The organism is Trinickia diaoshuihuensis (assembly GCF_003390925.1).
In the GTDB taxonomy this organism is placed as follows: Bacteria; Pseudomonadota; Gammaproteobacteria; order Burkholderiales; family Burkholderiaceae; genus Trinickia; species Trinickia diaoshuihuensis.
Window position 1 is genome coordinate 1 of sequence record NZ_QUBS01000010.1, and the last position, 25283, is coordinate 25283.

Annotated in this window: 25 protein-coding genes; 6 read left to right on the forward strand and 19 right to left on the reverse strand. The window is 61.6% G+C overall.

The features are described 5' to 3' along the window. From DXT59_RS01250 to DXT59_RS01265, 4 genes are all read right to left on the reverse strand, one after another. Positions 1-378 (reverse strand): CoA transferase subunit A (locus DXT59_RS01250; protein WP_162877891.1); only part of this gene is annotated, 378 nt, incomplete at its 3' end. A gap of 79 nt (positions 379-457) precedes the next feature. Next, positions 458-2137, reverse strand: a complete 1680-nt coding sequence (locus DXT59_RS01255; protein ID WP_116135120.1) for a flavin-containing monooxygenase — start codon at positions 2135-2137, stop codon at positions 458-460. Positions 2138-2342: 205 nt separating this feature from the next. Next, positions 2343-3605 (reverse strand): MFS transporter, encoded by a 1263-nt coding sequence (locus DXT59_RS01260; protein ID WP_116135122.1) that lies wholly within the window; start codon positions 3603-3605, stop codon positions 2343-2345. A 249-nt stretch (positions 3606-3854) separates the two neighbouring features. Beyond that, on the reverse strand, positions 3855-4280 hold the full coding sequence (locus tag DXT59_RS01265) for a VOC family protein (RefSeq protein ID WP_116135124.1): 426 nt from the start codon (positions 4278-4280) through the stop codon (positions 3855-3857). Positions 4281-4518: 238 nt separating this feature from the next. Here DXT59_RS01265 and DXT59_RS01270 point away from each other — a divergent pair, with 238 nt between their 5' ends. Continuing rightward, positions 4519-4827, forward strand: coding sequence for a DUF4148 domain-containing protein (locus DXT59_RS01270; RefSeq protein ID WP_116135128.1), 309 nt, complete (start codon positions 4519-4521; stop codon positions 4825-4827). A gap of 224 nt (positions 4828-5051) precedes the next feature. Here DXT59_RS01270 and DXT59_RS01275 read toward each other — a convergent pair whose 3' ends face one another. After that, positions 5052-5714: a glutathione S-transferase family protein gene (locus DXT59_RS01275; protein ID WP_116135131.1), complete on the reverse strand. Its 663-nt coding sequence runs from the start codon at positions 5712-5714 to the stop codon at positions 5052-5054. A gap of 91 nt (positions 5715-5805) precedes the next feature. Between DXT59_RS01275 and DXT59_RS01280 the strand changes: the two genes are divergently transcribed. After that, on the forward strand, positions 5806-6780 hold the full coding sequence (locus DXT59_RS01280) for a helix-turn-helix transcriptional regulator (protein ID WP_116135133.1): 975 nt from the start codon (positions 5806-5808) through the stop codon (positions 6778-6780). Here the strand turns inward: DXT59_RS01280 and map are convergent. Both map and DXT59_RS01290 read right to left on the reverse strand, forming a co-directional pair. After that, complete coding sequence (map, locus tag DXT59_RS01285; protein ID WP_116135136.1) at positions 6734-7540, reverse strand: type I methionyl aminopeptidase; 807 nt, start codon at positions 7538-7540, stop codon at positions 6734-6736. The two genes, DXT59_RS01280 and map, sit on opposite strands and share 47 nt — an antisense overlap. Continuing rightward, positions 7537-7749, reverse strand: a complete 213-nt coding sequence (locus DXT59_RS01290) for a ParD-like family protein (RefSeq protein ID WP_116135139.1) — start codon at positions 7747-7749, stop codon at positions 7537-7539. Before DXT59_RS01290 ends, map begins: the two co-directional genes overlap by 4 nt. Before the next feature lie 225 nt (positions 7750-7974). On the opposite strand from DXT59_RS01290, the gene DXT59_RS01295 reads away from it, so the two are divergent. Further along, a complete protein-coding gene (locus DXT59_RS01295) occupies positions 7975-8283 on the forward strand; it encodes a DUF4148 domain-containing protein (RefSeq protein WP_116135140.1) in 309 nt (102 codons plus the stop codon). A 158-nt stretch (positions 8284-8441) separates the two neighbouring features. Here DXT59_RS01295 and DXT59_RS01300 read toward each other — a convergent pair whose 3' ends face one another. Genes DXT59_RS01300 through DXT59_RS01310 form a run of 3 tightly spaced genes read right to left on the reverse strand, consistent with a single transcriptional unit; the run spans position 8442 to position 10778 of the window. After that, positions 8442-9251 (reverse strand): dienelactone hydrolase family protein, encoded by an 810-nt coding sequence (locus DXT59_RS01300; RefSeq protein WP_116135141.1) that lies wholly within the window; start codon positions 9249-9251, stop codon positions 8442-8444. Between the two features lie 12 nt (positions 9252-9263). Further along, positions 9264-10157 carry a DMT family transporter gene (locus DXT59_RS01305; protein WP_116135142.1) on the reverse strand — a complete coding sequence of 298 codons (894 nt, stop codon included), beginning with the start codon at positions 10155-10157 and terminating at the stop codon, positions 9264-9266. A 6-nt stretch (positions 10158-10163) separates the two neighbouring features. Then, a complete protein-coding gene (locus DXT59_RS01310; protein WP_116135143.1) occupies positions 10164-10778 on the reverse strand; it encodes a nitroreductase family protein in 615 nt (204 codons plus the stop codon). 103 nt (positions 10779-10881) lie between these two features. On the opposite strand from DXT59_RS01310, the gene DXT59_RS01315 reads away from it, so the two are divergent. Then, positions 10882-11769, forward strand: a complete 888-nt coding sequence (locus DXT59_RS01315) for a LysR family transcriptional regulator (protein WP_116135144.1) — start codon at positions 10882-10884, stop codon at positions 11767-11769. Here DXT59_RS01315 and DXT59_RS01320 read toward each other — a convergent pair. Next, positions 11759-12856, reverse strand: a complete 1098-nt coding sequence (locus DXT59_RS01320) for a zinc-binding dehydrogenase (protein ID WP_116135145.1) — start codon at positions 12854-12856, stop codon at positions 11759-11761. The genes DXT59_RS01315 and DXT59_RS01320 overlap by 11 nt on opposite strands. 109 nt (positions 12857-12965) lie before the next feature. Here DXT59_RS01320 and DXT59_RS01325 point away from each other — a divergent pair, with 109 nt between their 5' ends. Beyond that, the gene (locus tag DXT59_RS01325) at positions 12966-13739 is read left to right on the forward strand and encodes a helix-turn-helix transcriptional regulator (protein ID WP_116135146.1); all 774 of its coding nucleotides are present in this window, start codon (positions 12966-12968) and stop codon (positions 13737-13739) included. 12 nt (positions 13740-13751) lie between these two features. Here the strand turns inward: DXT59_RS01325 and DXT59_RS01330 are convergent, their stop codons facing one another. The 5 genes from DXT59_RS01330 to DXT59_RS01350 all read right to left on the reverse strand — a co-directional run bounded on the left by DXT59_RS01330 (position 13752) and on the right by DXT59_RS01350 (position 19098). After that, entirely contained in the window at positions 13752-14294 is a 543-nt protein-coding gene (locus DXT59_RS01330) for a cysteine hydrolase family protein (protein WP_116135189.1), read from the reverse strand. Positions 14295-14512: 218 nt separating this feature from the next. Then, positions 14513-15349: an ABC transporter permease gene (locus tag DXT59_RS01335; RefSeq protein ID WP_116135190.1), complete on the reverse strand. Its 837-nt coding sequence runs from the start codon at positions 15347-15349 to the stop codon at positions 14513-14515. An 82-nt stretch (positions 15350-15431) separates the two neighbouring features. Beyond that, positions 15432-16697: an ABC transporter permease gene (locus tag DXT59_RS01340; protein WP_116135191.1), complete on the reverse strand. Its 1266-nt coding sequence runs from the start codon at positions 16695-16697 to the stop codon at positions 15432-15434. A gap of 146 nt (positions 16698-16843) precedes the next feature. Further along, positions 16844-17905 (reverse strand): ABC transporter substrate-binding protein, encoded by a 1062-nt coding sequence (locus tag DXT59_RS01345; RefSeq protein ID WP_116135147.1) that lies wholly within the window; start codon positions 17903-17905, stop codon positions 16844-16846. Between the two features lie 98 nt (positions 17906-18003). Then, positions 18004-19098, reverse strand: coding sequence for an ABC transporter ATP-binding protein (locus DXT59_RS01350; RefSeq protein ID WP_116135148.1), 1095 nt, complete (start codon positions 19096-19098; stop codon positions 18004-18006). A gap of 154 nt (positions 19099-19252) precedes the next feature. Here DXT59_RS01350 and pdxR point away from each other — a divergent pair, with 154 nt between their 5' ends. Beyond that, positions 19253-20773, forward strand: coding sequence for a MocR-like pyridoxine biosynthesis transcription factor PdxR (gene pdxR, locus DXT59_RS01355; protein WP_116135192.1), 1521 nt, complete (start codon positions 19253-19255; stop codon positions 20771-20773). A 28-nt stretch (positions 20774-20801) separates the two neighbouring features. Here pdxR and DXT59_RS01360 read toward each other — a convergent pair whose 3' ends face one another. The 3 genes from DXT59_RS01360 to DXT59_RS01370 all read right to left on the reverse strand — a co-directional run bounded on the left by DXT59_RS01360 (position 20802) and on the right by DXT59_RS01370 (position 25168). Continuing rightward, positions 20802-22736 carry a S53 family peptidase gene (locus DXT59_RS01360; protein ID WP_116135149.1) on the reverse strand — a complete coding sequence of 645 codons (1935 nt, stop codon included), beginning with the start codon at positions 22734-22736 and terminating at the stop codon, positions 20802-20804. Between the two features lie 272 nt (positions 22737-23008). Then, the gene (locus DXT59_RS01365; RefSeq protein ID WP_240324357.1) at positions 23009-24058 is read right to left on the reverse strand and encodes a lipase secretion chaperone; all 1050 of its coding nucleotides are present in this window, start codon (positions 24056-24058) and stop codon (positions 23009-23011) included. A 3-nt stretch (positions 24059-24061) separates the two neighbouring features. Continuing rightward, on the reverse strand, positions 24062-25168 hold the full coding sequence (locus DXT59_RS01370) for a triacylglycerol lipase (RefSeq protein WP_116135194.1): 1107 nt from the start codon (positions 25166-25168) through the stop codon (positions 24062-24064). Positions 25169-25283: the final 115 nt, after the last annotated feature.

Genomic DNA, 25283 nt, shown 5'->3' on the forward strand with positions numbered 1-25283 from the left:
CGTGCCGTAACCGGTGCGCGTGAAGAAAGCCGGAATGCCGGCGCCGCCCGCGCGCAGCTTTTCCGCAAGCGTGCCTTGCGGCGTGAACTCGAGCTCGAGTTCGCCCGACAGGTACTGGCGCTCAAACTCCTTGTTCTCGCCGACGTACGACGAGATCATCTTCTTGATTTGGCGCGTTTCGAGCAACAGCCCGAGGCCGAAACCGTCGACGCCCGCGTTGTTGCTGATACACGTGATGCCCTTGACGCCCGTCTCGCGCAAAGCCGCGATCAACGCTTCGGGGATGCCGCACAGCCCGAAGCCGCCGATTGCAAAGGTTTGTCCGTCCTTGACAATGTCGGCAAGCGCGCCTGTCGCGCTGGGGTGAAGCTTGCTCATGCGTTGCCCTCCGGTAGGTCCGCCCCTGTGCGGCGGACTCGTTATTGGTCTGACGCAGCGGTTACATGACGGCTGCGGATCACGCTAGCGCGACGCTATCCTCGGCGGGTACGCCGGCGGGTGCGGATTCGAATACAAACCCCTCGTAGTCGCGCGCGATAATGCCGTCGCACACATCGATATAGGCGCTGAAACCCTCCAAATCGAGCAGCACCACGCGTGGCTTGCCCGGCACGTTCGCGCCCACGTACCACGAGTTGCTTTCGTGTATCAGCGTTTTTGCCGCGATGGCTTGGATCCGCTCGGTCCACGCGTCCTGCGCGGCGTGGGTCGGCTCGACGATACCCGCGCCGCCGCCGTTCCGTGATCGCGTAATGAGCCGCATGACGAGATCGATCTGATGTTCATCGCACGGGATGGCGCTGCTCAGCGACGCCGTGCTGCCGGGGCCCGCGACGTTGAACAGGTTCGGGAAATCGGCCGACATCAGCCCCAGATAGGTTTTCGGGCCATCTTGCCAGGCCGCCCGCAGCGATTGCCCCCGCCGCCCGCGAATATCGATATTGAGCAGCGCACCCGTCACGGCGTCGAACCCCGTGGCGAATACGATGACGTCGAGTTCGATCTCGCGTCCGCCCACGCGGATGCCGCGTTCGGTAATCGTCTCGATCGGCGTCTCCTGCAAATCGACGAGTGTGACGTTGTCGCGATTGAAGGTTTCGAAGTAGCCGCTGTCGGCACACAGGCGCTTTGTCAGAATGGGGTGATTACGCGGCGTGAGCTTCTCTGCGACGGCCGGGTTCACGACCTTTTCCCGTATCTTGGCGCGCACGAACTCAGCCAAAGTCTCGTTGGCCTCCTTGCTCGTCATCAAGTCCGGATAGCAGGTATAGAGGCACAGCCCACCCGCTTGCCAACGCGCTTCGAATTCACTGAGACGCTCCTCGGCCGATACGGCGAGCGCCGAAGTCGTGAGCGGGAGACGCGGCTCGCCGCCGACGAGCACGAAGCCGCCCGGCGACCGCCATTGCATGCGGCGCAGTTGCTCATAGCCGGCTTTCATGCGCTTCTCGTAGTCCAGGTCCATCGGGCGATTGCGTAGCGGAATGCTGTAATTGGGCGTGCGCTGAAAGACCGTCAAATGAGCGGCGACTTGTGCGGCGACGGGTGTGAATTGGATCGCCGACGATCCGGTACCGATCACGCCAATGCGCTTGCCGGCCAGTTCGACGGGCTCATGCGGCCAGCGCGACGTGAAATAGCAATCGCCGCGGAAGCTGCCGTATCCGGGAATATCGGGAACCTTAGGCGCCGACAGGCATCCGGTAGCCATGACGCAAAAGCGAGCGCGATACGTTTGTCCGGTCTGCGTCGCGATGGCCCATTGGCCGCGTGCCTCGTCGTATACCGCCGAGTCAATACGAGTGCCGAGCTGGATGTGCGGGTAAAGCTCGAAGCGCTGCGCCACGTGTTCGAAGTACCGCAACAACTCCGGCTGCGATGCGTAGCGTTCGGTCCAATGCCATTCCTGTTCGAGCTCCGGCGAAAACGAATACGAATATTCGAAGCTCTCGATATCGACGCGTGCCCCCGGGTAGCGATTCCAATACCACGTACCGCCGATTCCGTCGGCCGCATCGAAGAGTCGCGCCGATAAGCCGGCTTGCTTTGCCCTATGCAGCATGTACAAGCCTGCCACGCCTGCACCGACAATGATCACGTCGAAGGCGTCTTGCTGCTTTTGTGCGATCGCCTGCATATTCGATCCTCTATTCGTGACTGGTTTGGGTACTGCCGTTGAAAGAAAGGCGGGAACCTTCCGTTCAATGCTGAAGCTGCCGGGACGAGGCGCCGCGGCGCACGGACGACACGAGCCCGCCCCGCGCGGCGGGGCCGCGCAGATCGTGACGCATTGATGCGTTGGGATGCCGATGTGAGATGTTGTGAGGGACTGCGATGCGGCGCTATTCGTAGACGCGCGATCCGACGGCAACCGCGGGTATCGACCACTTGCGGCCGTAGGCGACCATCATCAGGAAGCTGAGGATGAAGCTCAGGCCACCCACCATCAAAAGGCCCAACTCCCCGAGCACCGGCAGCAGATTCGTGAGGAAGCCCGTCACGACCCATGCAATGGCCATCACAGAGCCCGCGACGCCGAGCGCCCATCCTTGACGATCTTCAGTGACAGCGTCCGAGTAGGCCGTGTACATCGTCGTGTAAGCGACCATATCGAAGCATCCGACGATCATGCCCAACCCCCACAGCATGCCTTCGTGCGGCAGTAGCGCGGAGAGCACCTGGGCGATGCCGGCGATGAGCAGGCCGGTCTTGGCGATCTCGATTACGCCCCAGACCTTCAGCATCAAACGTACGATCACCATCAAGCCGAAGACGAAACAAATGCCGATCAGCCCGCTGAACAAGCCCAACTGCGAACTCGTGTACTGAAACTTCGTTTGCAAAACGAGCATGATCGTCTGCAAGTAGAGGCCATAACCGACCTGCATCAGAAAGAAGACAATCGAGAGGAAGGCGACGCGGCGGTGCTTGCCGGCTTCGTAGATGATGCGCAGCGGCAGCAGCAGATCGATCCGCGTGGCGCCTTTCGGTGCGACGGCATTGCGATAGAACCCGTATGTCCATAGCCCGCAGACCACCGACAACACCGCCACGAGCAGGAACGGCGTGCCGTAGTTGAAGAACGGTGCGATCGTCCGGTCCGAGGTCACGCCGCCGAGTACGGGGCCGACGATGACCCCGGCGCTGAACGCCATCGACATGATGCTCATGTTGTAGGCTTTGGTTTCGGGCGTGCTCATATCCGCGATCGCGGCTTGCGCAATACCTTGGCAACCGGCCATCAGCCCGCTCAGTCCACGGCCGATGAGCAGCAAGGCAATGCTTGGCACGAGTGCGCCCAGTGCCATCAGAAGATAGCTGAGTGCGAGACCGAACACGCAAAGCAGCAGAATCTTTCTTCTGCCGTAGCCGTCCGACAACTCACCCATCAGTGAAGAGCCGAAGAACATACAAAACGGATATACGCCATAGCCGAGACCCAAATAGAAATTACGGATATGGGGATCGGTACCTGGACCGATGATGCCGGAATGCGGATCGGAAAAGATGGCGGCCATGATGGGATAGACAAGACCGAATCCCATTGCATCGATCGCGATCGCCAGCAGACAGGGGCCCAACAACTTCAGATTGAGCTTTGACATTTGCGCCCTCGATTGGTTACGTGGTCGTAACGTTAGCCGATGCGCATTTATGCGAGTAGGTTTGCTGCGTCGATTAAACCTATCGGACTTACTGATGAGTGAGCGAGGTATGTCCGCCTCGCCCCCGGTATCGTGCGTTTTCAGGCGGAAGCACGACCCGCGCTTCGCGCGAACGATGCAAGTACGGCTGTTAAGTTTGGTAGGGATAAGCGTTTAATGCCATCGCCATGGCATGCATCGTTCTCGCTCTCACTTAGCGAACAACATGTCGAGGTTGCCGAACGATTTGAATTCGAGCGCGTTTCCGCTTGGATCCAGAAAGAACATCGTGGCCTGTTCACCCGGCTCGCCCTTGAAGCGGATATATGGTTCGATCACGAATGTCACTCCGGCAGCCTTGAGCTTATCGGCCAGTGCCGTCCATTGCGGCATGGTCAGGATCGCGCCGAAATGGCGGACCGGCACACCGTGGCCATCGACTGCGTTGGTCGTGCTGACGCCCGTTTCCTCCGGCGCAAGATGCGCGACGATCTGATGGCCATATAGGTTGAAATCGACCCATTCGGCCGAGCTACGGCCTTCCGGACAACCGAGTAAGCCGCCGTAGAATGCGCGCGCGGCATCGAGGCTATGTACCGGAAACGCGATGTGGAACGGTAGCAGCGGAGTATTCATGAACGAGCTTCCAAGCGTTGAAGGGACCGGACGCGCGAGGTCACGCACCGCGAAGACATGTTACACATGATCAAATTCGATGCGACGTCGCAGCGCGATTATGAACAAAAACGCAACGATGATTTATCAAACTAGGTATTAACCCTAGGACCTCCAATCACTACACTGCAGTCATCGGTTCACGCAACGAACTCGATGCAAACAGCAGGTACCACAAACAATCTTGGAGGTAGTAATCATGAAATCGCTCGTTCAATCCGTCGTCATCGCCGCCGCTCTTGCCGCTCCCGTGGCCGTGTTCGCCCAATCGAACGCATCGGTCACGCGTGACCAAGTGAAGGCTGAACTGATTCAGTACAAGCAAGCGGGTGGCCGCACGAATTTCAGTAACGATCCGCACTATCCGGAAGACGCCCAACTCACGCAAGCTCGTGTGAATGCGCAAAACGGCAACAATGAAGGCTACGGCGGCGTGCAAACGGGTTCGTCGGCCTCGGGTGCGCCCGTGAAGGCCGACGGCGTAAAGCCGACCTTCTTCGGACAGTAATTCGGAGATCGACGCATCACGGCCGGCAACGCCCAAAGGCGGGCCGGCCCGCGTAAAACAGCTTCGCTGACTCGAATCGAATTCGGCTTGCGTCGCCGTCGCGACGGCAAGCCGTTCTCGCATCGATACCTCCGCCGCCGAGCATCGGCGGTTTCGCCTGGCCCTTTATTCGGCCGGGCGCTTTTTCCCGGTATTCCCTTTTTGGGTGTGGCAACGGCCACCGCTCAGTCGAGCGCGCGCATGAAGTCGGGCATCGAGCTGCCGATCGAGGCGAGGTACCTTGCCATGGTACCGGCGACCTTCCGCACGGCCGGACGCGAACTCATGCGATCGCGCCACGCGAGCAAATTAGGCGTGTCGGCAGTCATCGGCGCCCCCTTGCGCGCACCGAACAATTGCGCCATGTAAAAGGCGATATCCGCATACGAATAGGTCCCCGCCAAAAACGCTTGGCTGCCAAGCGCTTGCTCCATGCGTCGATAGAATTGAGTTGCGGCCTCGCACGCGCGCCGCGCTGCCGGGTGATCGGGACTGTCTTCGAGCGCCATCAGCCGGATGACGTGCGGAAAGTAAATCTCATCGCTACAGTGCTCGAGTTGGCGCGCTCTCGCACGCGCCTTGGTATCCGCCGGCCACAGCGCGGGGTCCGGCTTCAAGTCCTCTAGATACTCGAATATTTGCGTCGAGTCGAAAATCTCCAAGTCCGCGTCGATCAATACGGGCACCTGGCGCTTCGGATTGACGCGCAGCACGTCGGGATGCTTCGGTTCATACCCTCGCATCTGATCGAACGGCGCCATCACCAATTCGAACTCGATGCCTTTCTCGTGGGCGGCGATCTCCACCTTCGCACCGAACATGCTGAGCGGGCCCGATATGATTTTCATAAGCATCCGATTGAGGCAATGAGCGATACGGCGAATAATAGGCCGCCTAACCTGACACCTTTTGTCATGTATTCGTGAAGGCCTCTTGCCTATGAAAGCCAGCCGCCTGTTGTCCATCATGATGATGCTGCAAACGCGCGGGCGGATGACGGCGCCGGCTTTGGCCGAAGCGCTGGAGGTTTCCGAGCGCACGATCTTGCGCGACATCGATCAGCTCTCCACGGCGGGCGTACCCATCTGGGGAGACCGGGGGCGCAACGGCGGATTTCAGCTACGAGAACGTTGGAGCACCGATCTCACCGGGCTCACCGAAGCCGAGGCGCAGGCGCTCTTTTTAGCGGGTCTGCCGGGGCCCGCAACGGAGCTCGGGCTCGATGCGATGGCCACTTCGGCCCGGCTCAAAGTCATTGCCAGTCTGCCCGCCGAATCTCGCGAGCAAGCGGATCGCGTCGCGAGCCGTTTGCACGTCGACATGGTGGATTGGTACCAAGCGCAGGAAACGCCGGCATTCCTTCGCGAAGCGGCCGATGCGGTGTGGGGCGCCTATCGCATCGAAGTGACGTATGAAAGCTGGCGCGGGTTATCGCACCGCGCACTCGAACCGCTAGGCCTAGTCCTGAAGGGCGGCGCTTGGTATTTGGTCGCAAAGGTAGTGGGCAAGCCCGACCCATCGACGTTCCGCCTCGCGAACATCCATGAATTGAAACGCTCTAGCCGCCGCTTCAAGCGGCCGTCACGCTTCGATCTCGCCAAGCACTGGCGCGCCGCGATGGTGAAATACGAGGCCGAACTCTACCGCATGACCGCGCACATCGCGGTATCGCCGCGCGGCGAGCGTTGGTTGGCGAATGCTCGCGTCAAAACCGCTCCGCTGCCGAGCGATGACTCCCGCATCGATACACCGCCGGGATGGAAAACGTTGATTATGCCGATCGAATCGATCGACCAGGGTGTCCGCAAGCTGCTGGCCTACGGCGCCGAAGTGAAAATCGTCGGCCCGCAAGCGCTGAAAGATCGATTCATTGTGGAGCTATCGCGGTTGCAGACCCTGTACGAGCAGGCGTGATCGCGTTTTCGTCGGGCCGTAACGTTAAAACGCGGACACCGTTTCGCGTGACGGCCACCGTATGCTCGAATTGCGCGGAAAGCCGGCCATCGCGCGTCACGACCGTCCAGCCGTCGGCTTCGGTCCGCACGGCATGACGCCCTTGGTTGATCATGGGCTCGATCGTGAACACCATGCCTTCACGCAGCGTCAAGCCGGTTCGCGGCCTACCCCAATGCAGCACCTCGGGAGGCTCGTGCATCTCCCGCCCGATACCGTGACCGCAATATTCCCTAACGACCGAATAGCCATGTCTGCGCGCATGCCGCTCGATCGCGTAGCCCACATCGCCAAGCGTCGCGCCCGGACGCACGGCTTTGATGCCCTTCCACATGGCTTCGTAAGTCACTTGTACAAGGTCCCTTGCCAGCGGTGACACTTCGCCCACGAGGTAGGTCTTGCTCGAGTCGGCGATATAACCGCCCTTCTCCAACGTGATATCGAAGTTGACGATATCGCCGCTTTGCAGGATCTCCGCGGTGGAAGGCACCCCATGACACACCACGTTGTTGCGAGACGAGTTCAATGCGTACGCAAACCCGTATTGCCCTTTGCTTGCAGGGCGCGCCTGGAGTTCATCGACGATGTAGCGATCGACCAGATCGTTCACTTGCATCGTCGACATACCGGCCAAACTCAATCGATCCAAATAGGCGAATACATCGGCCAGCAACCGGCCTGAATGCGCCATCAATTCGATCTCTTCGGGGCGCTTGGTCATGCGGCCGCCGCCTTGACGGGTTGCGCCGTCACCCCCGCCGCGCGCAGCTCTTTTGCCACGATCTCGTTGAAGGTTTGCGTCGGATTCATTTCGCACAACATGCCGATCTTGATCCAAAACGCCGCCTGCGCGTTGATGGAACGGCACGACACCACGCTGGCCTTGCGTATCTGGTCGTGCAATTCGTCGTCGATGTTCACGATCCCCATGCGATCTCCGGATATATGAAACGTATATGGATCATATAGTCGAAGGCGCAACGCTGCAAGCGGCGCCTGCGGCCGGGGGGCGAGATTGTGAACGGATTTGCAACGATGATTTATCAAACTAGGCGTTAACCCTAGGACTCGAAATCACTACACTTCAGTCATCGGTTCTCGCAACGAACTCGATACAAACAGCAGGTACCACAAACAATCTTGGAGGTAGTAATCATGAAATCGCTCGTTCAATCCGTCATCATCGCCGCCGCTTTTGCCGCTCCCGTCGCTGCTTTCGCCCAGTCGAACGCGCCGCTCACCCGCGCTCAGGTCAAGGCCGAACTCATTCAGTTCGAAAAGGCCGGCGGCCGCGTGAACTTCAGCAACGACCCGTACTACCCGGCCGATGCCCAAGTCGCGCAAGCTCGCGTGAATGCGCAAAACGGCAACAATCAAGAAATTGGCGGCGTGCAAGCCGGTTCTTCGGCCTCGGGTGCGCCCGCAAAGGCTGATGGCGTGAAGCCGCTGTTCTTCGGCATCTAAGTTGGCCGCCTTCGAATGTCGCTCGGCGGCGCTTCAGGTAGCGCACCGAGCGGCGCCATCGATCTGCTTTCGTCAAATCGAATTGAAACCGGCTTGCCCGTCGACGCGACGGCAAGCCGGTTTTGTATTGGGCCGACAATCGGCCTCGGCCGCGCCGTTTACGAGCCCGCGGACTCCGAACTTACTGCGAAACTCTCGGTCAGCCAGTCCCGCATCAATCGATAAGACCGCGCCGCCACTTTCGCGTCATATCGGCAATTTCCCGTTTTGGCCGTCGCCTCGGTCTCGGTGAAACAATGCACCGCGTGCCCCATTTCAACGAACTGCCAATCGGCGGGGTCCTGCTCCATGCCCTTCGTAAAGTCGGGCACTTGCCCGATCGTAAACGTATCGGCCGACCCGTTCATGGCAAGCACCCGCGCTTTGATATTCGCAGCCAAAGCGGGGTTGTCGGTACTCAAATCGCCATGAAAGGCAACCACGGCTTTGACGTCGGACCCGGTGCGAGCCAGATCGAGCACCGCGGCGCCGCCGAAACAAAAACCGATCGCGCCGAGACGCGACAGATCGATAGGCGCATCCGCGGCCTGCCCTTTGAGTTGCTCCAACGCCTTGACGACTCGCGCACGCATCAAGCCGCGGTCATGATAGAGCGGCGCAACAGCCGTGCGCGCCTGATCGTCGCCTTTCGGGCGCACATCACCGCCATACATGTCCGTCAGCAAAATCACGTATTCTTTGCCCGCGATCATTTCCGCCTTCTTGATGGCGACGTCATTGACGCCGTACCAATTCGGCACCATCACCAGCCCGGGCCGCTTTGTCGTCACCGCATCGTCATATACCAGCACGCTTTTGAACGTCGTGCCGTCGAGCTTCCAAGCTACCGGTTTGCTGACCATCTTCGCCCACACGGGCGATACAACGAAAATACCGAGCACAATCAAAACGACGCGCATGAATCGCATGGGAGTGTTCCCTCATCGGTTGGACCGCAAGTTCGTAGTCGGGATCGGCGCGCCGGCCGCGCGAGCGGGCCGTTGGCTGAGCCAAATGCTGCCGACGACGAACACGATACCGGCGATTTGAATCGCAGTCAGCGTCTGATTCAAGAACACCCAGCCCAGCACGGCCGCGGTCAACGGACTTATAAAGAGCAGCGGCGACACCGCGGCCGATTCGAGTCGCGCGACACCGCGGAACCATAGAACGTAGGTGAGCGCCGCACCGATCAATGTGAGCCACGCGAGCCCGGCGACATTGATCACCGTCGGCACGGGCATCGGGGGCGCGAACAGCAGCACGACGGGAATCAACAGAATGCCCCCCGCCGTCAGTTGCCATGCGGTAAACGCGAGCAGCGACACGGGCGGTTGCCACTTACGCGCCAAGACGTTTCCGACCGCCATCGAGGCCGCCCCGGTCAGCCCCGCCGCAACACCGACCGGATCGAGTGCGGCTTTAGGTGTCAGCACCAGCAGCGCCACCCCCGCGATACCGACCAACACGGCGACGATCGACGTCGGCCGGATGGGGCTCCCAAGCAGCATGCGGGCGAGAAAGACGGCAAAGAGCGGCTGGACTGCCGCCACGGTGCCGGCGACACCGCCCGGTAACCGATACGCCGCCACGAACAACATGCTCAAGAAAATCGAGATGTTGAGGCCGCCGAGAACGAACACGTGAAGCCAACCGATGCCGCTGGGTAGCTGACGCACGATCGCAAGCAGCAGTAACCCCGCCGGCAATGCGCGCAGCATCGCAACGCTCATCGGCGAGAAATTCGGCAGCAATTGCGTCGTCACGATGTACGTGCTGCCCCAGACGACGGGGGCCACGGCAGTCGACAACAGATCGCGGGCGTTGGCTTTCATAAGCTTTCATAAGATCTGCAGCACTTCCGATAGCGACCGCCGCGGCTTTTGCGGCCAGTTGCCCGGCGCGGGCCGTCCGACCGCCACGAGCATCACCGGCAGTTCATCGCTCGCGAGCCCGAACCCGGTCGCCACGGCGTCCGCATCGAACCCGTTCATTGGACCCGAAGCCAATCCGAGCGCGCCTGCCGCATACATCAACGTCGCCGCGCCCAAGCTCGCCGAACGGACAGCCTCATCGCGGGCGGCTTGCGGATCGGCATACTTCGCGCGCGCACCTTCTTGCCAAGTCGACGACATCTCCGCTCGCATATATCCAGCCTCGACGAAGAGCCGCAGCCGCTCGGGAATGTGCTCCGAATCAGGCAGCACGCCACAAACGATAAAGGTCACCGCCGCGTTCGACACCTTCGCCTGATCGAATGCAAGCGCGCGCAGCGCATCTTTCGCCGCCGCATCGCGCACGGCGATGAATCGCCAGTTCTGCAAGTTGTAGGCCGTGGGAGCACGCGTTGCGAGACGGACGAGCGTTTCGACTTCCGCATCGCTCAATGCGTGGCAGGTATCGAAGGCGTTGGCCGAAACACGTTGCTCGATGAGCGCGATCGTAGGGTTGGTCATTGCGTAATCGAATGGAAAAGAGATTACGCACAGCATACGGAATTGACCGATCAATGATAATGTTCGCATTAGAACAACATCATCAACCAACGGTGAATGATCGATGGATCGCTATACCGCACTGCAAGTCTTTCGTCATGTGGCGCAGCTCAATAGCTTTGCGGAGGCGGGACGGCGGCTCGGGCTATCGGCGGCGGCGATCAGCAAGAACATCGCCGAATTGGAAGCGTTCGTCGGCGCGCGGCTGATCAACCGCACCACGCGCCGGATGGCGCTGACCGAAGAAGGCCGGATCTATCTGGAGCATGTCACGCGCGGGCTCGATGCGCTCGCCGAGGCGGACGACGCCTTGTCCCCGATCAAGAAGTCGCCGAGCGGCACGCTGCGCGTCAGCGCACCGATGTCCGTTACGTTGACGCGGCTCTCGGCTGCGATCCCTGGTTTCTTGTCCCGGTACCCCGATTTGAAACTCGACCTACACCTCGATGACAGGCGCGTCGATCTGGTCAAGGAGGGGTTCGATCTCGCGATTCGCGGCAGCGACAATCTCGGCGATTCGAGCTTGATCGCGCGGCCCTTGGCAGTCATGCCGCATGTCGTTTGCGCGTCACCCGCCTATTTCGAGGCGCATGGCATCCCGAAGGTGCCCGCCGATTTAAGAGCGCACAACTGCATTCGATTCAGTCTTTCGGGGCATGCCGACGTTTGGGAATTCACCCAGGGCGAGCGCACCGAACGCATCGCGGTCGACGCACGATATTCGGTAGGTTCCAGTCTCGCCATTCGCGATGCGTTGCGCGCGGGGTTCGGGCTCAGTTTGATCCCGTATCCCTATGTCGAACAAGATGTGAACGATGGCCGATTGCAATGCGTGTTGACCGATTGGGACACGGTGCGAACAACCCTCTACGCGATTTATCCGTCGCGGCAACACGTCACCCCGAAACTTCGCGCCTTCGTTGCGTTCTTGATCGACGAATTCAGCCGGTAGGCGCGGACCGAGGCTGGATCACGGTCATCTTGAACGGTCCCGCATTCGCGGCGGCGTGGCGCACGGCTTCGTTCGCCTGGTCGAGAGAAAACGTCTGGACATCGATATGGTCCAGGCTCAACAATCCCGAGCGAATCAGTGCCGCCATGCGAGGCACCGCATCGGGCGAACACATCCACTTTCCTCGTACCGTGATGTCGTTGCGCATGAGCCACGGATACGGCAGATCGAGACCTTCGCCGCCGAGCATGCCCACCCCACCCATCAAGACGACGCGTCCGTATGGGCGCACCGCCATCAACGCCGCGCGCACGGCCGTGGTCGGCGCCGAAGGGGGGAGCAGATCGAGCACGCAATCGATCGCACCCGGGGCCGCTTGACGCATGCGTTCGCGGTCTTCCTCCTCATTCCCGGAAATTCTCACCGTTCGTACGCGCTCGCCGAACCGGCGCTCTAGATCGGCGAGCACGCGTTCGTTACGTCCGGGCGCGACAACGCAACCCGCACCCATGGCGAGTGCCACCGCGACGCAGGCACTGCCGAAGTTTCCCGTCGCGCCGCTCACGAGCAACGTTTCTCCGGCTTGGAACGATGCCGCCAACAACCCGCCATACGGCACGAGCATGACCGTGAGCGCGCACCAACGCGAGGCCCGCTCTGGTTCAATGTCGCCGATACGAACCGCGTTTTCGGTCGGCACGCGCACTTGCTCCCCAAACGGCCCGTCGTGGTAGTACCGTTGCAGGCGCAAGCCACCGTCTCCGCGGGCACTCCAGCCTTGCAGGACGATGTCTGGCATCAAGGCATCGTCGCGCGAGCGCACGGTCGGATCGCAAAACACCCAATCGCCTACCTTCAAATGCGTGGCGTCGGGTCCGCTGGTACGGACTCGCCCTATTGCCCCACAGCCCGGTATGATCGGAAGTTCGATCGGATAGCGGCGTGCCCCGTTGAACACTTCGTTGGCGTAGGACAACACAGGCGCGGCCACGACATCCACGATAACTTCCCCGGTTCGCATTTCCGGGGCGGGGACGTCGGCGATCGCGAAGGGTTCGTCCAGCGACTTCAATACGGCTGCTCTCATCGTCTGCTCCGTGAGTAATCCGCAACGAGATGATTGTGGGCACGCATGCGATCCCTATCCAGGCCTGGTACTATCCTAGGATTCGCAGATACCACGTCCGAGGTTGCCCATGCCGGAGTCTAGGCGTAGCGAGTTTGGAGAGTTTCTGCGCTCGCGCAGGGAAAAGCTGGCGCCCGATGCACGCATGCTCAAAACCGGGCGCCGCCGCCGCACACCAGGTTTGCGTCGTGAAGAAGTGGCGGAGCTAGCCGGCATCGGCGTGGATTGGTACGTGCGGCTCGAGCAAGGGCGTACGGTCAGCCCATCCGAGGCCACGCTGGATGCACTCGCGCAAGCCTTGCGGCTAAGCAAAGCGGAAGCCGCGCATCTACGAACGCTTGCTCGCGGAGACGATGCGCGGGCCTTCGTCCCTGAAAGCGTACCGCCCGCCATCGAGCGAATGGTTTCGCGCCTCCCTCTGCCGGCTTATATCACCGGCCGGCGCTGGGATATCCTGGCGTGGAACAGGGCGGCGCAAGATCTGTTCGGGTTCGGTCGCGTGGCGCAAGCGAATCGCAATGTCCTACTCTTCATGTTCACCGAGCCGAGCGCGCAGGCATTGTTCGGATCGACTTGGGCAGACGAAGCGCGCCGGATGATCGCGCTATTTCGCGCGACACACGATCTTCATGCGAGCGATCCCGCATTCGTCGCGTTGGTCGAGCATTTACGGTCAGCCAGTCCGCCATTCGCAAAGTGGTGGAAAGCGCATGATGTGCGCGGCCCCGGGTCGGGGCAAAAGGTGCTCGTTCATCCTAAGCGTGGCGTAGAGCGCTACGAGTACGCCACGTTTCAAGCGAACGACGATCCGGCTTTGAAGCTGGCGATTTATACGCCCTTGTGAAGTTGCTCCTTTCTAAAATTCGCAGTCGGTCGAGCAGATAAGCGTTGCGAACGCCGCGCCCAACGTCTTATTGTGGTGTTCGATGATCGACTTCGCGGGCAACACCGGCGTATCCATGCAAGTGTGCGCATCGGCGATCAGCACGGGGTGAAAGCCCATATCGGCAGCCGCCCGGCAAGTCGTATCCACACAGTACTCGGTCTTCATGCCCGCGATGACTAATTCATCGATCGCCGCGTCTTTGAGCCAAACCGTTAATCCCGTGCCGGCAAATGCATTCGGACGGGTCTTGTCAAAGAGCCTATCGATGCTTGGATCAAGCTCCATGTCGGCTAATAACCGCGTCAAAGGGCTGCCCGGTTCGATCGGCGAACCGGCTGGCCCCGTATGGCGAACCGCGAAAATCGGCGCCTGCGCATTGCGCGCGTTGGCAATCAACAGCTTGACGTTCGCGAGAATTCGCTCGCGGTCGTAAGGCTCTTCCGGGCCATTGAACAGGCCCTCCTGCATATCGAGGATCAACAGCGCACGGCGTGGCGGACGAGAACTTTGCATGACCTTTCTCCGTTCATGCCAGCGACGTACGGAGAAACGACAAGGCCCCGTCCGTTGCTGGCGGGGCATTGGGATGAATACGATTTGTAGCGCACGTATCGACCTCACGGCCCGCCATAAGCGGTCGTAGGCGTTGTCGTGTTCGTGAAGGTGCGCGAGCTCATGCTCTGCATCATGCGGTAGCGCGCAGCCGGCGTCAATACGCCAGCTCAAGTCTCTCACGCAACCGCGCGCGCCGCGTTCCTCCCGCGCAGCCATTCGAGCGCCAGCAGCAATCCCGTCGAAAACAGAATGAGAATCGTGGCGAGCGCGGCGATCGTCGGTGTGATGTTCTCGCGGATACCGGTGAACATCTGGCGCGGCAACGTCGTTTGATTCGCCCCCGCGAGAAACAGCGTCACGACCACTTCGTCGAACGAAGTAGCAAACGCGAAGAGCGCACCCGAAATCACTCCCGGCGCGATCACCGGCAACGTGATCCGAAAGAACGTGTGCGTCGGATTGGCCCCCAGCGAGAGGCTGGCCCGCACGAGATTGCCGTCGAACCCCTGCAACGTGGCGCCGACCGTCGTTACGACGAACGGCACACCGAGCGCCGCGTGCGCCATGATGAGGCCGATATAGGTGTTGGCCAGACCGAGCGGCGCGAAGAACAGATACATGCCGACGCCCACGACGATCACGGGCACGATCATTGGCGAAATCAATATCGCCATCAGAATCGCCTTGCCGCGAAAGTTCGCTTTCGCAAGCCCCAATGCCGCCAGCGTGCCGAGTATCGTCGCCAGGATCGTGGCTGAAGGCGCGACGATAAAGCTGTTCTTCGCCGCCATGCGCCACGCGTCCGACGTGATCAGATGCTCGTACCAGCGCAGGGACCAGCTCGGAATCGGATAGACGAGGAACGTGCTCGACGAAAAGGACAACGGCACGATCGCCAGCACGGGCAGAATCAAGTACAACAGCGTCAGCACGGCGCCGCCGCGCAGCAGGAAATACCAGGCGCGTTCGACGAGCGACGTATGCGGCGCGAACAGCGGTTTAGAAAGTTTCATCGTCGGCTCCGGCTCGATTGCCCCGAAGGGCATCGCGGGTCTATTGAGTCAAATGGTCGAAAGCGCGAAGGCGAGCGCGGCGCTATAGATTCGGCTGCGCCTTCGTGAAGCGGCCATATACGGCATAGAGCACGAGCGTCGCCGCCAACAGCAGGCCACCGAGCGCGCAAGCCATCCCCCAGTTGATCGTCACGTTCGTGAAGTACGCGACGTAGTAGCTGACCATTTGATCGTTCGGCCCACCGAGCAACGCCGGCGTAATGTAGTAGCCGATCGCCAAAATGAACACGAGCAGCGCCCCCGCACCGATACCCGGATAGGTCTGCGGCACATACACGCGCCAAAACGCCGCGAACGGATGGCTGCCGAGTGACACAGCCGCGCGCTGATAAGTCGGCGGAATCGACTTCATCACGCTATAAAGCGGCAAAATCATGAACGGCAACAAAATGTGCGTCATCGAAATATAGACGCCGGTGCGATTGAACAGCAGTTCGAGCGGCGCCTGAATCAGGTGCAAGTCGATCAACGTCCGGTTGACGAGCCCTTCGGTCTGCAAGATGACGATCCACGCGGCCACGCGCACGAGGATCGATGTCCAAAACGGAATCAGCACGAGGATCATCACCAGGTTCGCGCGGCGCGCGTTCAACGTCGAGATCCAATACGCGAGGGGATAGCCGAGCAGCAGCGCCGCCAGCGTGACCACCGCGCCGATCACGAACGTGCGGCTGAAGACGTTCAGATAGATACGCTGATCGGGATCGGTCTTCTCGATGTGACCGAATGCGTCCTGTCGATGGTCGAGCGAGGCAAGCAGATAAAACGGCGAATAGCGCGAGCCGTTTTTTGCAATCGCGCGCCAATAACGCGCGTCGCCCCACCGCGCATCGACGTCGATCAACTTCGCGCGCAGTTGCTCAGGGGTCAGTTTCAGCGGATGGTTATCGTCGTCGGTGAACGGCAATGCGTTCGCCGTCTTCGATATCAACGAATGAAAGCCCGGAATTTCCACATTCAGCCGGCGCTCCAAGCTGCCCATGATTTGGCCGTCCTGCGTCGCGGCCAAATCGGTCGTCAGCGCCGCGTACGCGCCGACCGGCGGTTCGCTCTTGCGGTCCCAGCGGCTCAAGGCGGCGGCGGTCTTCGGCAGCGCGTCGGCGACCTCGGGGTTTTGGACGGCGCGCGTCAGCAGCGCCGCGATCGGCACCACGAACACCAACAACAAAAAAATCGCAAGCGGTGCAATCAAGAGCAGCGCCGTCAGTCGCTTGCGCGCCTGCGCCGCTTTCAACTCGCGCTTTAAAGTCGCGGTTGATGCGCCGCCCGGCTCGCCCGGAATCGTCATCGTTTGCACGCTCATCTCCTGCATTGCCTCTTCTTCCCGCATTGTGCTTCCGGCCGTGCGCCGCTCGGCCTATCTATCGAGCGGCGCGCTCGGCAATACCGACTATCGCATCGGTATTGCCGCCACTGCTTGCTTGCCGATCGACGTTACTTCGATGCCCACGAGGCGAAACGCTGCTCGAGTTCGTCGCCGTAGTCGGTCCAGAACGCCGCGTCTTGCAAGACCGCGTTCTTACCGTTGGCCGGCGAATTCGGCAGGTTCGACAGCGTCTTCGCGTCGAGCGATTTGATCGCATCACGGTTCGCGGGACCGTAAGCGATATGCTGCGCATAGGCCTGTTGCGGCTTGGACGATATCGAATAGGCAATGAACTGTTCGGCGAGCGCCTTGTTCGGCGTTCCCTTCGGGATGACCCAGTAGTCGAGATCGTAGATGCTGCCGTTCCAGACCACCTTCAGGTTCTTGCCTTCGCGTTGCGCGGCATCGATCCGGCCGTTGAATGCCGACGACATCACGACATCGCCCGCAACGAGGAATTGCGGCGGCTGCGCACCCGCCTCCCACCACTGGATATTCGGCTTCAGTTCGTCGAGCTTCTTGAACGCGCGGTCTTGCCCGGCTTTGGTCGCCAGCACCTTGTAAACATCTTTGGGCGCGACGCCGTCCGCCATCAACGCGAATTCGAGGTTGCCGCGCGCACCCTTGCGCAGCGCACGCTTGCCGGGGATCTTCTTCACGTCCCAGAAATCGGCCCAGCCCGTCGGCGCCGTCTTGAGCTTGTCGGCGTTATAGGCGATGGCGGTCGACCAAACGAAGAAGCCCACGCCGCAGGTGCTCGGCGACTCGGGAATCAATTCCGACTTCTTGGCGATTTTCGACCAATCGAGCTTTTCATAGAGGCCTTCGTCGCAGCCGCGGCCCAGATCGCCCGATTCGACTTCGACGACGTCCCAATTCACGTGCTTGGCTTCGACCATCGCCTTGATCTTGGCCGTTTCGCCGTTATATTCGACAGCCGTCACCTTGTTGCCGGTCTTTTGCTCGAACGGCTGATAGTAGGCAACCTTCTGCGCATCGGCGTTCGCGCCGCCGAAGTTGACGACGGTCAGCTCGGCGGCCGACGCGCCTGCCGCACCGAGCATCGTCAACGCGCAAGCGCCGGCAAAGAGCGCGGCTGTGCGGCGCATCGTGATGGTGTGGGTCTTCATCTAGGCTCTCCTCTACGTGGATCTTCGTGGGTCTTGCGGGGGCTGATAGGGTTATTGGCTATCTTTTTCGACGTGCGTTTCGCCAGCACTTACTTGGCTTACGCGAATACGCGCAAGTGTTCCGGTGCGAACTCCAATGCGACGGGTGCGCCGGGCACATAGGTATCGAGCGCTTCCGTCCCGAGCGGCACCTTGACGAAGCATTCGTCCTGATCCGGCACAGCGCACCGCATGCGCACGTGATCGCCGAAATAAATGAGTCCGCGCACCTCGCTCGAAAGCGCGTTGCCGCGTTGGGGATCGCGCGCCTCGGTCGCCAAGCGCAACCGCTCGGGGCGGATGCAGGCCACCGCGGGCGTCCCTGCCCTCGCGCCGGCCACGTTGCGGCCCACGACATGGGTGCCGTCGTTCAAGCGCAGACGGCAAAATTCGCCGTCCACATCGGCGATCGTGCCGCGCAAGCGGTTGCTGTCGCCGATGAAGTTGGCGACGAATTCATTGCATGGCGTTTCGTAGAGACGGTCCACCGTGTCGAGCTGCTGCACGATACCTTTGTCGAAGACGGCAACGCGGTCCGACATCGTGAGCGCCTCGCCCTGGTCGTGCGTCACGTAAACGAACGTCACTCCGAGCTTCTCGTGCAGCGCCTTCAGTTCGTATTGCATGTGCTCGCGCAGTTGCTTATCGAGTGCGCCGAGCGGTTCGTCCATGAGCACGAGCTTCGGCTCGAACACGAGCGCGCGCGCCAGCGCGATCCGTTGCTGCTGACCGCCCGAGAGCTGCGACGGATAGCGCTTGGCAAAGCCCTCCATGCGCACCATCTTGAGCGCTTCGGCGACGCGGTGAGCGCGCTCGGCGCCATCCACCTTGCGCACCGTCAGCGGATAGCCGACGTTCTGCTCCACCGTCATATGCGGAAACAGCGCGTAGTTCTGGAACACCATGCCGATGTTGCGCTTATGCGGCGGCACCGTATTGAGTAGTTGCCCGTCGAGCCGAATCTCGCCGCCGGTGGGAAATTCGAAGCCGGCCAGCATCATCAGACAAGTCGTCTTACCTGAACCGGACGGCCCGAGCAGCGTCAAGAATTCGCCCTGGTAAATGTCGAGGTCGAGCGATTTGACGACTAGGGTTTCCCCGTCATACGTCTTGCGCACACCGCGAAAGCTCACGATCACCTGATCCGTCTTCATCGTCCGTCGTCTCCGTTTCGGCCTTGGCCGGCGCCTCGGCGGTCTCTTGGATTGGCTCCATCGACTCGCGAGCTACGCACTGCAGTTGCAATCCAATATAATCGGTCACGGTTCCACGCAACGGAACCATTTCATTATTCCGAAGGGAACCACTTTGGATACGATCATTCTGTCGGACTGGCTCGCGGCCAGGCTCGAACGGGGCGCGGCCGAGCCGATGTACCGCCAAGTGCTACGCCTCGTGCAGCAAGCGATCTTGACGGGGCAGCTCGCCCCCGGCACCAAGCTGCCGAGTTCGAGGATGCTGGCAGACGATCTCGAGATCGCGCGCAACACGGTTCTACGCGTATATGACCAGTTGACGGCCGAAGGGTACGTGCTCTCGACCACGGGCAGCGGCACTTATGTGGCCGATACGCGCCCCGACGCGACCGCCGTCCGGCCTCGCGCCGTGCCGCACGCAGCGGAGCCGGGCACGCCGCGCGAAGCGCTCGCTCAGCAAAGCCTGTCCACGCGCGGCCGGCGCTTGATCGGGCGCGCGGGCGTCGCGCCCAAGCAATGGGGCGCCTTTATGCCCGGCGTGCCCGACGTGACCGAATTTCCCTCTCGCACATGGAGCCGCTTGCAGGCCAAGCTGTGGAAAGAGGCGAATCCGGACCTTCTGACCTACGCGCCCGGGAGCGGCTATCGGCCGTTGCGGCGGGCGTTGTCGGACTACCTGCGCGTTGCGCGCTCGGTCAAATGCTCGCCGGATCAAATCATCATCACGACGGGTATTCATCAGTCGATGGATCTCGCCGTGCGGCTGCTGACCGACGTCGGCGATCGCGCCTGGGTGGAGGAACCTTGCTATTGGGGCGCGCGCAGCGTCTTGCAAGCGGCGGGACTCGAGCTGGAACCGATGCCCGTGGACAACGAAGGATTGAACCCGCGCGGCCCCGCCCTCTCGGCGCCGCCGCGCATTGCCGTGGTGACGCCCTCGCATCAATATCCGCTTGGGATGGTAATGAGCCTCGCCCGCCGCCGGACCTTGCTCGAATACGCGCGCCAGCACGGCGTGTGGATCGTCGAGGACGACTACGATAGCGAGTTCCGCTACGGCAGTCGGCCGATCGCCTCGCTGCAAGGGCTCGACGAAGCAGGACGCGTCATCTACGTCGGCAGTCTCGGGAAAATCTTGTATCCCGGATTGCGGATCGGCTACATGGTCGCCCCCGATCATTTGGTGGACACGTTCCGCACGGGCGTCGCCGAGTTGTACCGGGAAGGCCAACTCATGCATCAGGCCGTATTGGCCGATTTCATCATGGACGGCTACTTGACCTCGCATGTCCGCCGCATGCGGGCCTTGTACGGCGAGCGCCGGCAGATTCTCATCGACGCGATCACCACGCGCTTCGGCGACGCGCTGCCGGTCATGGGCGACGAGGCCGGCCTGCACTTCGTGCTCGGCTTGCCGGAAGGCACCGACGACCGGGCCATCACGGCCGCGGCGTTCGAAGCAGGCGTGATCGTCCGGCCGCTATCCACGTACTACAGCCACGAGGATGCCGCGAAGACGGGTCTGTTGCTCGGCTATGCGTGCGTGCCGCACGAGCGGATCGCGCCCGCGTTCGACGCCCTGGCCCGCGTGATCGAGCGGCACATCGAGCTCGGCTCGGCGCGCGCGGCCTAGGGGCACGCGCCGAGCCGGATCGCGACGCTCAGTACGTCGCGCTCAGCTTCGAGAATTGCAGACTGCCAAAGCCGGTGTCGTAGTCCCAGCCCGCCGCCGGCTTATAGCCATAACCGCCATAGCCGTTGCTCGTGGCGGCGGTCACGTCGTGCACGAGCGCCTTGTTGCTCGAAAGCTTCCGGTATAAGCAAGACGTCGGCAGACCGATGATGTTGTTGTGCGCCGACTCGATGCGCGCGAACCCTCCGACGAAAATCGGCGACGATAGACTCGTGCCACCGACTTGCTGGCCGGGTTGTCCGTCGATGACGATCAACGCCCCCGTGCTCGACGCCGCATCGAATGCGACATCCGGCAACGCACGCTTCTTCAGGGAAGTGCCCAGCACGGCCGTTTGCCAAGATGGCACGGCTTCGTAGGCGCTGACCCCGCCGCCCGTTGCCCAGATCCGGGCCGCGTTGTCCACGGGGTAGCCGAATATATCGAGGTCGGCATAGGCGGCGCCTTCGTTCCATACGGTTTCGCCGGCCCAAGCCGTCGTATTCGTCGTGGAAAGCGTCGTGCCGCCGACGGCCACGACATAGGGCGAACTCGCCGGCGACGAGACGCCGTACTTCGACAATGGAATCGTCGGGGTGATCGATGTGCCGCTGCCGTTGTAATTGCCGATGTAGCCTGGCGCCCCTTGCGGCGAGTATGACCATTGATAGACGCCGGCATCACCCGAGGAAATCGAGAAGATCTGACCTTGCGCCGCGGCCTGCTTGAAGGCTGCGTCGTTTGCCTTCAGCGAGCCGTCGGCATAGGCCGCCGCCTCGTCCTCACCGAGCGAAACGTTGATGAGCTTCGCCTCGTTGCGCGCCGCCACCGTATGGTAGGTTTGCGTCAACGTGGCGTCGGTCAAGCCGCTGTCGCTGCTGTCGCCGTTGATCGCCGCGTAGAAGATCAGCTTTTTCACGCCACCCGACACGCCGATGATGTCCTGACTGTCGAGATCCCATTCGGCCGGATCGCCGTCGTCCGCGAGCGTTCCCTGACCGCCGGGCACGACGGCGGTATTGACCGTCGCCATGCCCGCGCGTTGCGTGAATTGCTTGAGATCCGCGATGGTTTGCGTCATATCGCCCCAGGTGACGATGCCCACCGTGGTCTTCGTCGCGGGCGGCAGGCCGCTCGCGCCGTATATCTGCGCGAAATCGGTCGGCTGATGGCCCACCTGCTGACCGGCCAGGGCCTGGGCAGCCAGGTTTTGTTCGCCGATCCACGCTTTGGGGGGCAGCAAACGGTGGATCATGCGATGAGGCACCTCCGCGTTTTGCAAGCCCAAGACCGCGTCGACCACGCCGCCGAGCTCGCCGGGCACTTGCGCGGGCACGTCATTGCCGTACACCGATTTACCGCGATAGTTGAACCGCTTGAGGGTCACATTGAAGGCGCCGCGCGCATTGGACACGTTGCCCTCGGCCGAGACGAGCTTGTTGTTCTCCGATACCGTAATGCCGGTAAAGCCGCTCGCGCGCAGATGCGCGACCACGGCGTCCACTTGGCCCCGCGTCGGGGCGAAGCGCTCGTTGAATTCGGCGCTGGTGAGGTAGTGCAGATAGTTCGCGCTGCCCGGCTCGCTTTGCTCGCGCAGCAGCGCATCGAGCCCTGCCTCGTTGCGTCCCTTGAGTACGACTACGATATGCAGCGGCTGACTGATTTCCAGCGGCGTGATTTTCGTATCGTTAAGGGCGGGCGTGCCCGACACGTTGAGCGCATAGCCGGTCGGCACCGCCACGCTCGCATCGGGTCGCGGCCCGGCCACGCGCTTGGCGCCGGCAAGCAAGAACGCGTCGGTACCCGTGGGTACCCACGACGACGCAGCGTGCGCGCTCAACGGGAGTTGCGCAAGTGCAATCGCAAGAGGAAGCGCTGCCCGAGAAAAACGTTTGATGGAATCGATTTTCTTATTCTTCGACATGAGGAGCTCCGTGGTTCTTTTGGGAAAGCCCGAAGAGACGGCTCGTGGCCCTCGCTCCGGGATTCGACGGCATACCACCGATGAATAATCGAATCTTTCGAGCGATTTACGGCGACATCGAGCCCTCCCATATTCAAAAGGGAATGAACGATCGGACTTCCTGCGAACGGTTGCAGGCGTGCCGGGCTGCCTCGTCTGCCCGATTGGAGCAAGAACCGGCCCATCGCCGGGGCCGTTGGAATAGCATCGACAGGTTAGGCTCTCGCCTATCGCTACCGCCCCGCCCCATGATCGAGCGAAGCCGCGCGCAGTGCCTGTGAGGGATCCGTAAATACGCGCTGCCTAAGTTGCTCGATTTGCGCCTCGCGCTCCGTGGGTGAGAGTCCCATTGCGTCGATGCGCGCACGTTGAGCACTGTAGTCGGCGTATTTCGCGTGCCATGCTTCGTCGTTTTGCTGCATCTTGACGATGCGCTCGGCGGCCTGCGGCCCGAACTCCTGGGTCGCCTTCGCTCGCAACTGATCGAGCGTCATCCCTTGCTGTCGAAGCTGAGCGACGGCCTGGATTCGAGCTTGCGCATCGCGGCTCTTCTCGAGCGCGGTGCGCTCGCCGGGGGGTAAGCTTTGCTCGAGCGCTTGCAGGCGCGCCGCCTTTTGCGCCTCGGTCAAACTCGCATCGCGCAGCACGCGCCATCGCTCGATCATGTAGTGCGCGCGCCGCCAGTCCGCCCCGAAAAACGCCTCGTTCCAGTCGGCGCCCAGCGTTCGCGCCGCCACCGCGGCGCGCTCATCGAGCGACGATTGCATCGCATCGAGATCGCTCGTGCTTGCGGTGCTGCCGGTGGAGGGCGGGGCTGCTATCGCCTTTAGGTTATTCATCGCTTCCAGATAAGCCTGGTAGCGTTGCCAAAGGTCGAGCGCTTCGGGCTCGGCCATCGTGTCGTCGAGTTGCGCCGCAATCTGCTTTCGCACGAGCGCGTCGAGCGCCTGATGCGGCATCTCGTGTTGCGCCGTGAGGAAATAGTCGAAGAACTCGCGCACGCCGCGACTCTTGCGCAAGTGTCCGCGCGCATCGAGTGGCAGCCGCGGTGGCGTCGTACCCATCAGCGAAACGGGTAAAGACGTGGGCGCCGGAACCGGGCCGGGACGCGCCGCCGGTAAGAGCGACGCAGCGCTCGCCGTAGCGGCGAGCGTTGGCGCGCTCGCGCTAGGCGCCCTGGCCGGCGCATCGAAATACCAGATCGCGGCCGCCGCGGCGATACCGGCTAGGCCGAACAGCGCGAGCGTACTCGCGGTCTTCTTAGCGTCGACAGGGCGCATCATCGGTTACAGCCCCTGAACTTTCAGCCGGTTCGCGTGCGCGCGGATCACCGCAAGCGGATCTTCGGCGTTTTGACCCAATACACCGAGCACTTGGTTGATTTCGTCAACGTGATTCCAGTGGTAGCTCGTGCTCAGCACTTGGCCGAACAGCGAGCTGCAAACGGATACGAGCCCATCGTTCGGTCCGGAGTTGCGATTGATCATGATCGTCCCCGAACCGTACAGCGTCAGCGTGGACGGGTCCTTGATATTGGCCGGGTCGAGCGCTCCCGACACGCTCGTGTCGCTCGCCCCTTGAACCCCGAGCGCCGACCACGTGGGCTGGATCGCGCTTCCGCCCCACGAATACAGGTAATGCAGGTTGCCGTTGACCGTCTCGGTCGGCGCACCCGTCTGGCACGAGCCCGGAGCGCCGAGACCGGCGCTCGGTACGGCCTGGTTGTACTGAGCGGCTCCTGCCGTCGTCAGGGCGGTCAACGCCGCAATGGCATCCTGATTCGTATTGAAATTGCTGCTGAACAGCGTCCCGAGCAGATCGGCGAACTTGGCGATGAGCGGTTCAGCAAGCCCCGTCGGATCCTTTGCGAGCACGCCTGCGACGTAATCGGCAAACTCCGAGCCGCGATGTGGTGTGCCGATCGTCGTCACCGACGCGACTAGGTCGGGCGCCACGGCCGCGACGTATCGCACCGATAACCCGCCTTGGCTATGGCCGATCAAATTGACTTTTTGCGCGCCTGTCGCTGCCAGCACCTGCTTAACGTACGCGAGCAATTGCTCTCCGCGCCCGTTCGCACCCAGGTCGCTCTGGAAGCCCGAGAGGTTCGCCACATAGACGTCCGCCCCGTGGGCCTCGAGATCGGCTGCAACGCCGTACCAATAGTCGAGCACATTCGCGTAGCGATCGGTGCCCGAGAGCCCGTGCACCAGCACGATCGGATATTGCGTCGCAGCGTAATTGTCGACTGCCGGGCCCGTGTCGGCCATGGCGGCACTCGGTTCCGCAAGCGAAAGAACCGCTGCAGCGGTGGCAAATCCCGTGAATGAAGCGCTACCGAATGCCAGCGCCGCCAAACCACTCACCACCTTTTTCTTGAAAGTCTTGGTCATGCCATTTCCTCCGATTTCCATTCCGATTAAATGTCGATTGAAATTCATACGGCGTTTTAAACGGTGCTACGATGGAACCCTTGCTGTGCGGGCCACGCAGCGCATTGGAGTGAAG

What these genes read in the sequence shown, in the direction of transcription:
- DXT59_RS01255 (WP_116135120.1), bottom strand. Translation starts at nt 2,137, where the DNA reads ATGCAGGCGATCGCACAAAAGCAGCAAGACGCCTTCGACGTGATCATT.
- DXT59_RS01260 (WP_116135122.1), bottom strand. Translation starts at nt 3,605, where the DNA reads ATGTCAAAGCTCAATCTGAAGTTGTTGGGCCCCTGTCTGCTGGCGATC.
- DXT59_RS01265 (WP_116135124.1), bottom strand. Translation starts at nt 4,280, where the DNA reads ATGAATACTCCGCTGCTACCGTTCCACATCGCGTTTCCGGTACATAGC.
- DXT59_RS01270 (WP_116135128.1), top strand. Translation starts at nt 4,519, where the DNA reads ATGAAATCGCTCGTTCAATCCGTCGTCATCGCCGCCGCTCTTGCCGCT.
- DXT59_RS01275 (WP_116135131.1), bottom strand. Translation starts at nt 5,714, where the DNA reads ATGAAAATCATATCGGGCCCGCTCAGCATGTTCGGTGCGAAGGTGGAG.
- DXT59_RS01280 (WP_116135133.1), top strand. Translation starts at nt 5,806, where the DNA reads ATGAAAGCCAGCCGCCTGTTGTCCATCATGATGATGCTGCAAACGCGC.
- map (WP_116135136.1), bottom strand. Translation starts at nt 7,540, where the DNA reads ATGACCAAGCGCCCCGAAGAGATCGAATTGATGGCGCATTCAGGCCGG.
- DXT59_RS01290 (WP_116135139.1), bottom strand. Translation starts at nt 7,749, where the DNA reads ATGGGGATCGTGAACATCGACGACGAATTGCACGACCAGATACGCAAG.
- DXT59_RS01295 (WP_116135140.1), top strand. Translation starts at nt 7,975, where the DNA reads ATGAAATCGCTCGTTCAATCCGTCATCATCGCCGCCGCTTTTGCCGCT.
- DXT59_RS01300 (WP_116135141.1), bottom strand. Translation starts at nt 9,251, where the DNA reads ATGCGATTCATGCGCGTCGTTTTGATTGTGCTCGGTATTTTCGTTGTA.
- DXT59_RS01305 (WP_116135142.1), bottom strand. Translation starts at nt 10,157, where the DNA reads ATGAAAGCCAACGCCCGCGATCTGTTGTCGACTGCCGTGGCCCCCGTC.
- DXT59_RS01310 (WP_116135143.1), bottom strand. Translation starts at nt 10,778, where the DNA reads ATGACCAACCCTACGATCGCGCTCATCGAGCAACGTGTTTCGGCCAAC.
- DXT59_RS01315 (WP_116135144.1), top strand. Translation starts at nt 10,882, where the DNA reads ATGGATCGCTATACCGCACTGCAAGTCTTTCGTCATGTGGCGCAGCTC.
- DXT59_RS01320 (WP_116135145.1), bottom strand. Translation starts at nt 12,856, where the DNA reads ATGAGAGCAGCCGTATTGAAGTCGCTGGACGAACCCTTCGCGATCGCC.
- DXT59_RS01325 (WP_116135146.1), top strand. Translation starts at nt 12,966, where the DNA reads ATGCCGGAGTCTAGGCGTAGCGAGTTTGGAGAGTTTCTGCGCTCGCGC.
- DXT59_RS01330 (WP_116135189.1), bottom strand. Translation starts at nt 14,294, where the DNA reads ATGCAAAGTTCTCGTCCGCCACGCCGTGCGCTGTTGATCCTCGATATG.
- DXT59_RS01335 (WP_116135190.1), bottom strand. Translation starts at nt 15,349, where the DNA reads ATGAAACTTTCTAAACCGCTGTTCGCGCCGCATACGTCGCTCGTCGAA.
- DXT59_RS01340 (WP_116135191.1), bottom strand. Translation starts at nt 16,697, where the DNA reads ATGACGATTCCGGGCGAGCCGGGCGGCGCATCAACCGCGACTTTAAAG.
- DXT59_RS01345 (WP_116135147.1), bottom strand. Translation starts at nt 17,905, where the DNA reads ATGAAGACCCACACCATCACGATGCGCCGCACAGCCGCGCTCTTTGCC.
- DXT59_RS01350 (WP_116135148.1), bottom strand. Translation starts at nt 19,098, where the DNA reads ATGAAGACGGATCAGGTGATCGTGAGCTTTCGCGGTGTGCGCAAGACG.
- DXT59_RS01360 (WP_116135149.1), bottom strand. Translation starts at nt 22,736, where the DNA reads ATGTCGAAGAATAAGAAAATCGATTCCATCAAACGTTTTTCTCGGGCA.
- DXT59_RS01365 (WP_240324357.1), bottom strand. Translation starts at nt 24,058, where the DNA reads ATGATGCGCCCTGTCGACGCTAAGAAGACCGCGAGTACGCTCGCGCTG.
- DXT59_RS01370 (WP_116135194.1), bottom strand. Translation starts at nt 25,168, where the DNA reads ATGACCAAGACTTTCAAGAAAAAGGTGGTGAGTGGTTTGGCGGCGCTG.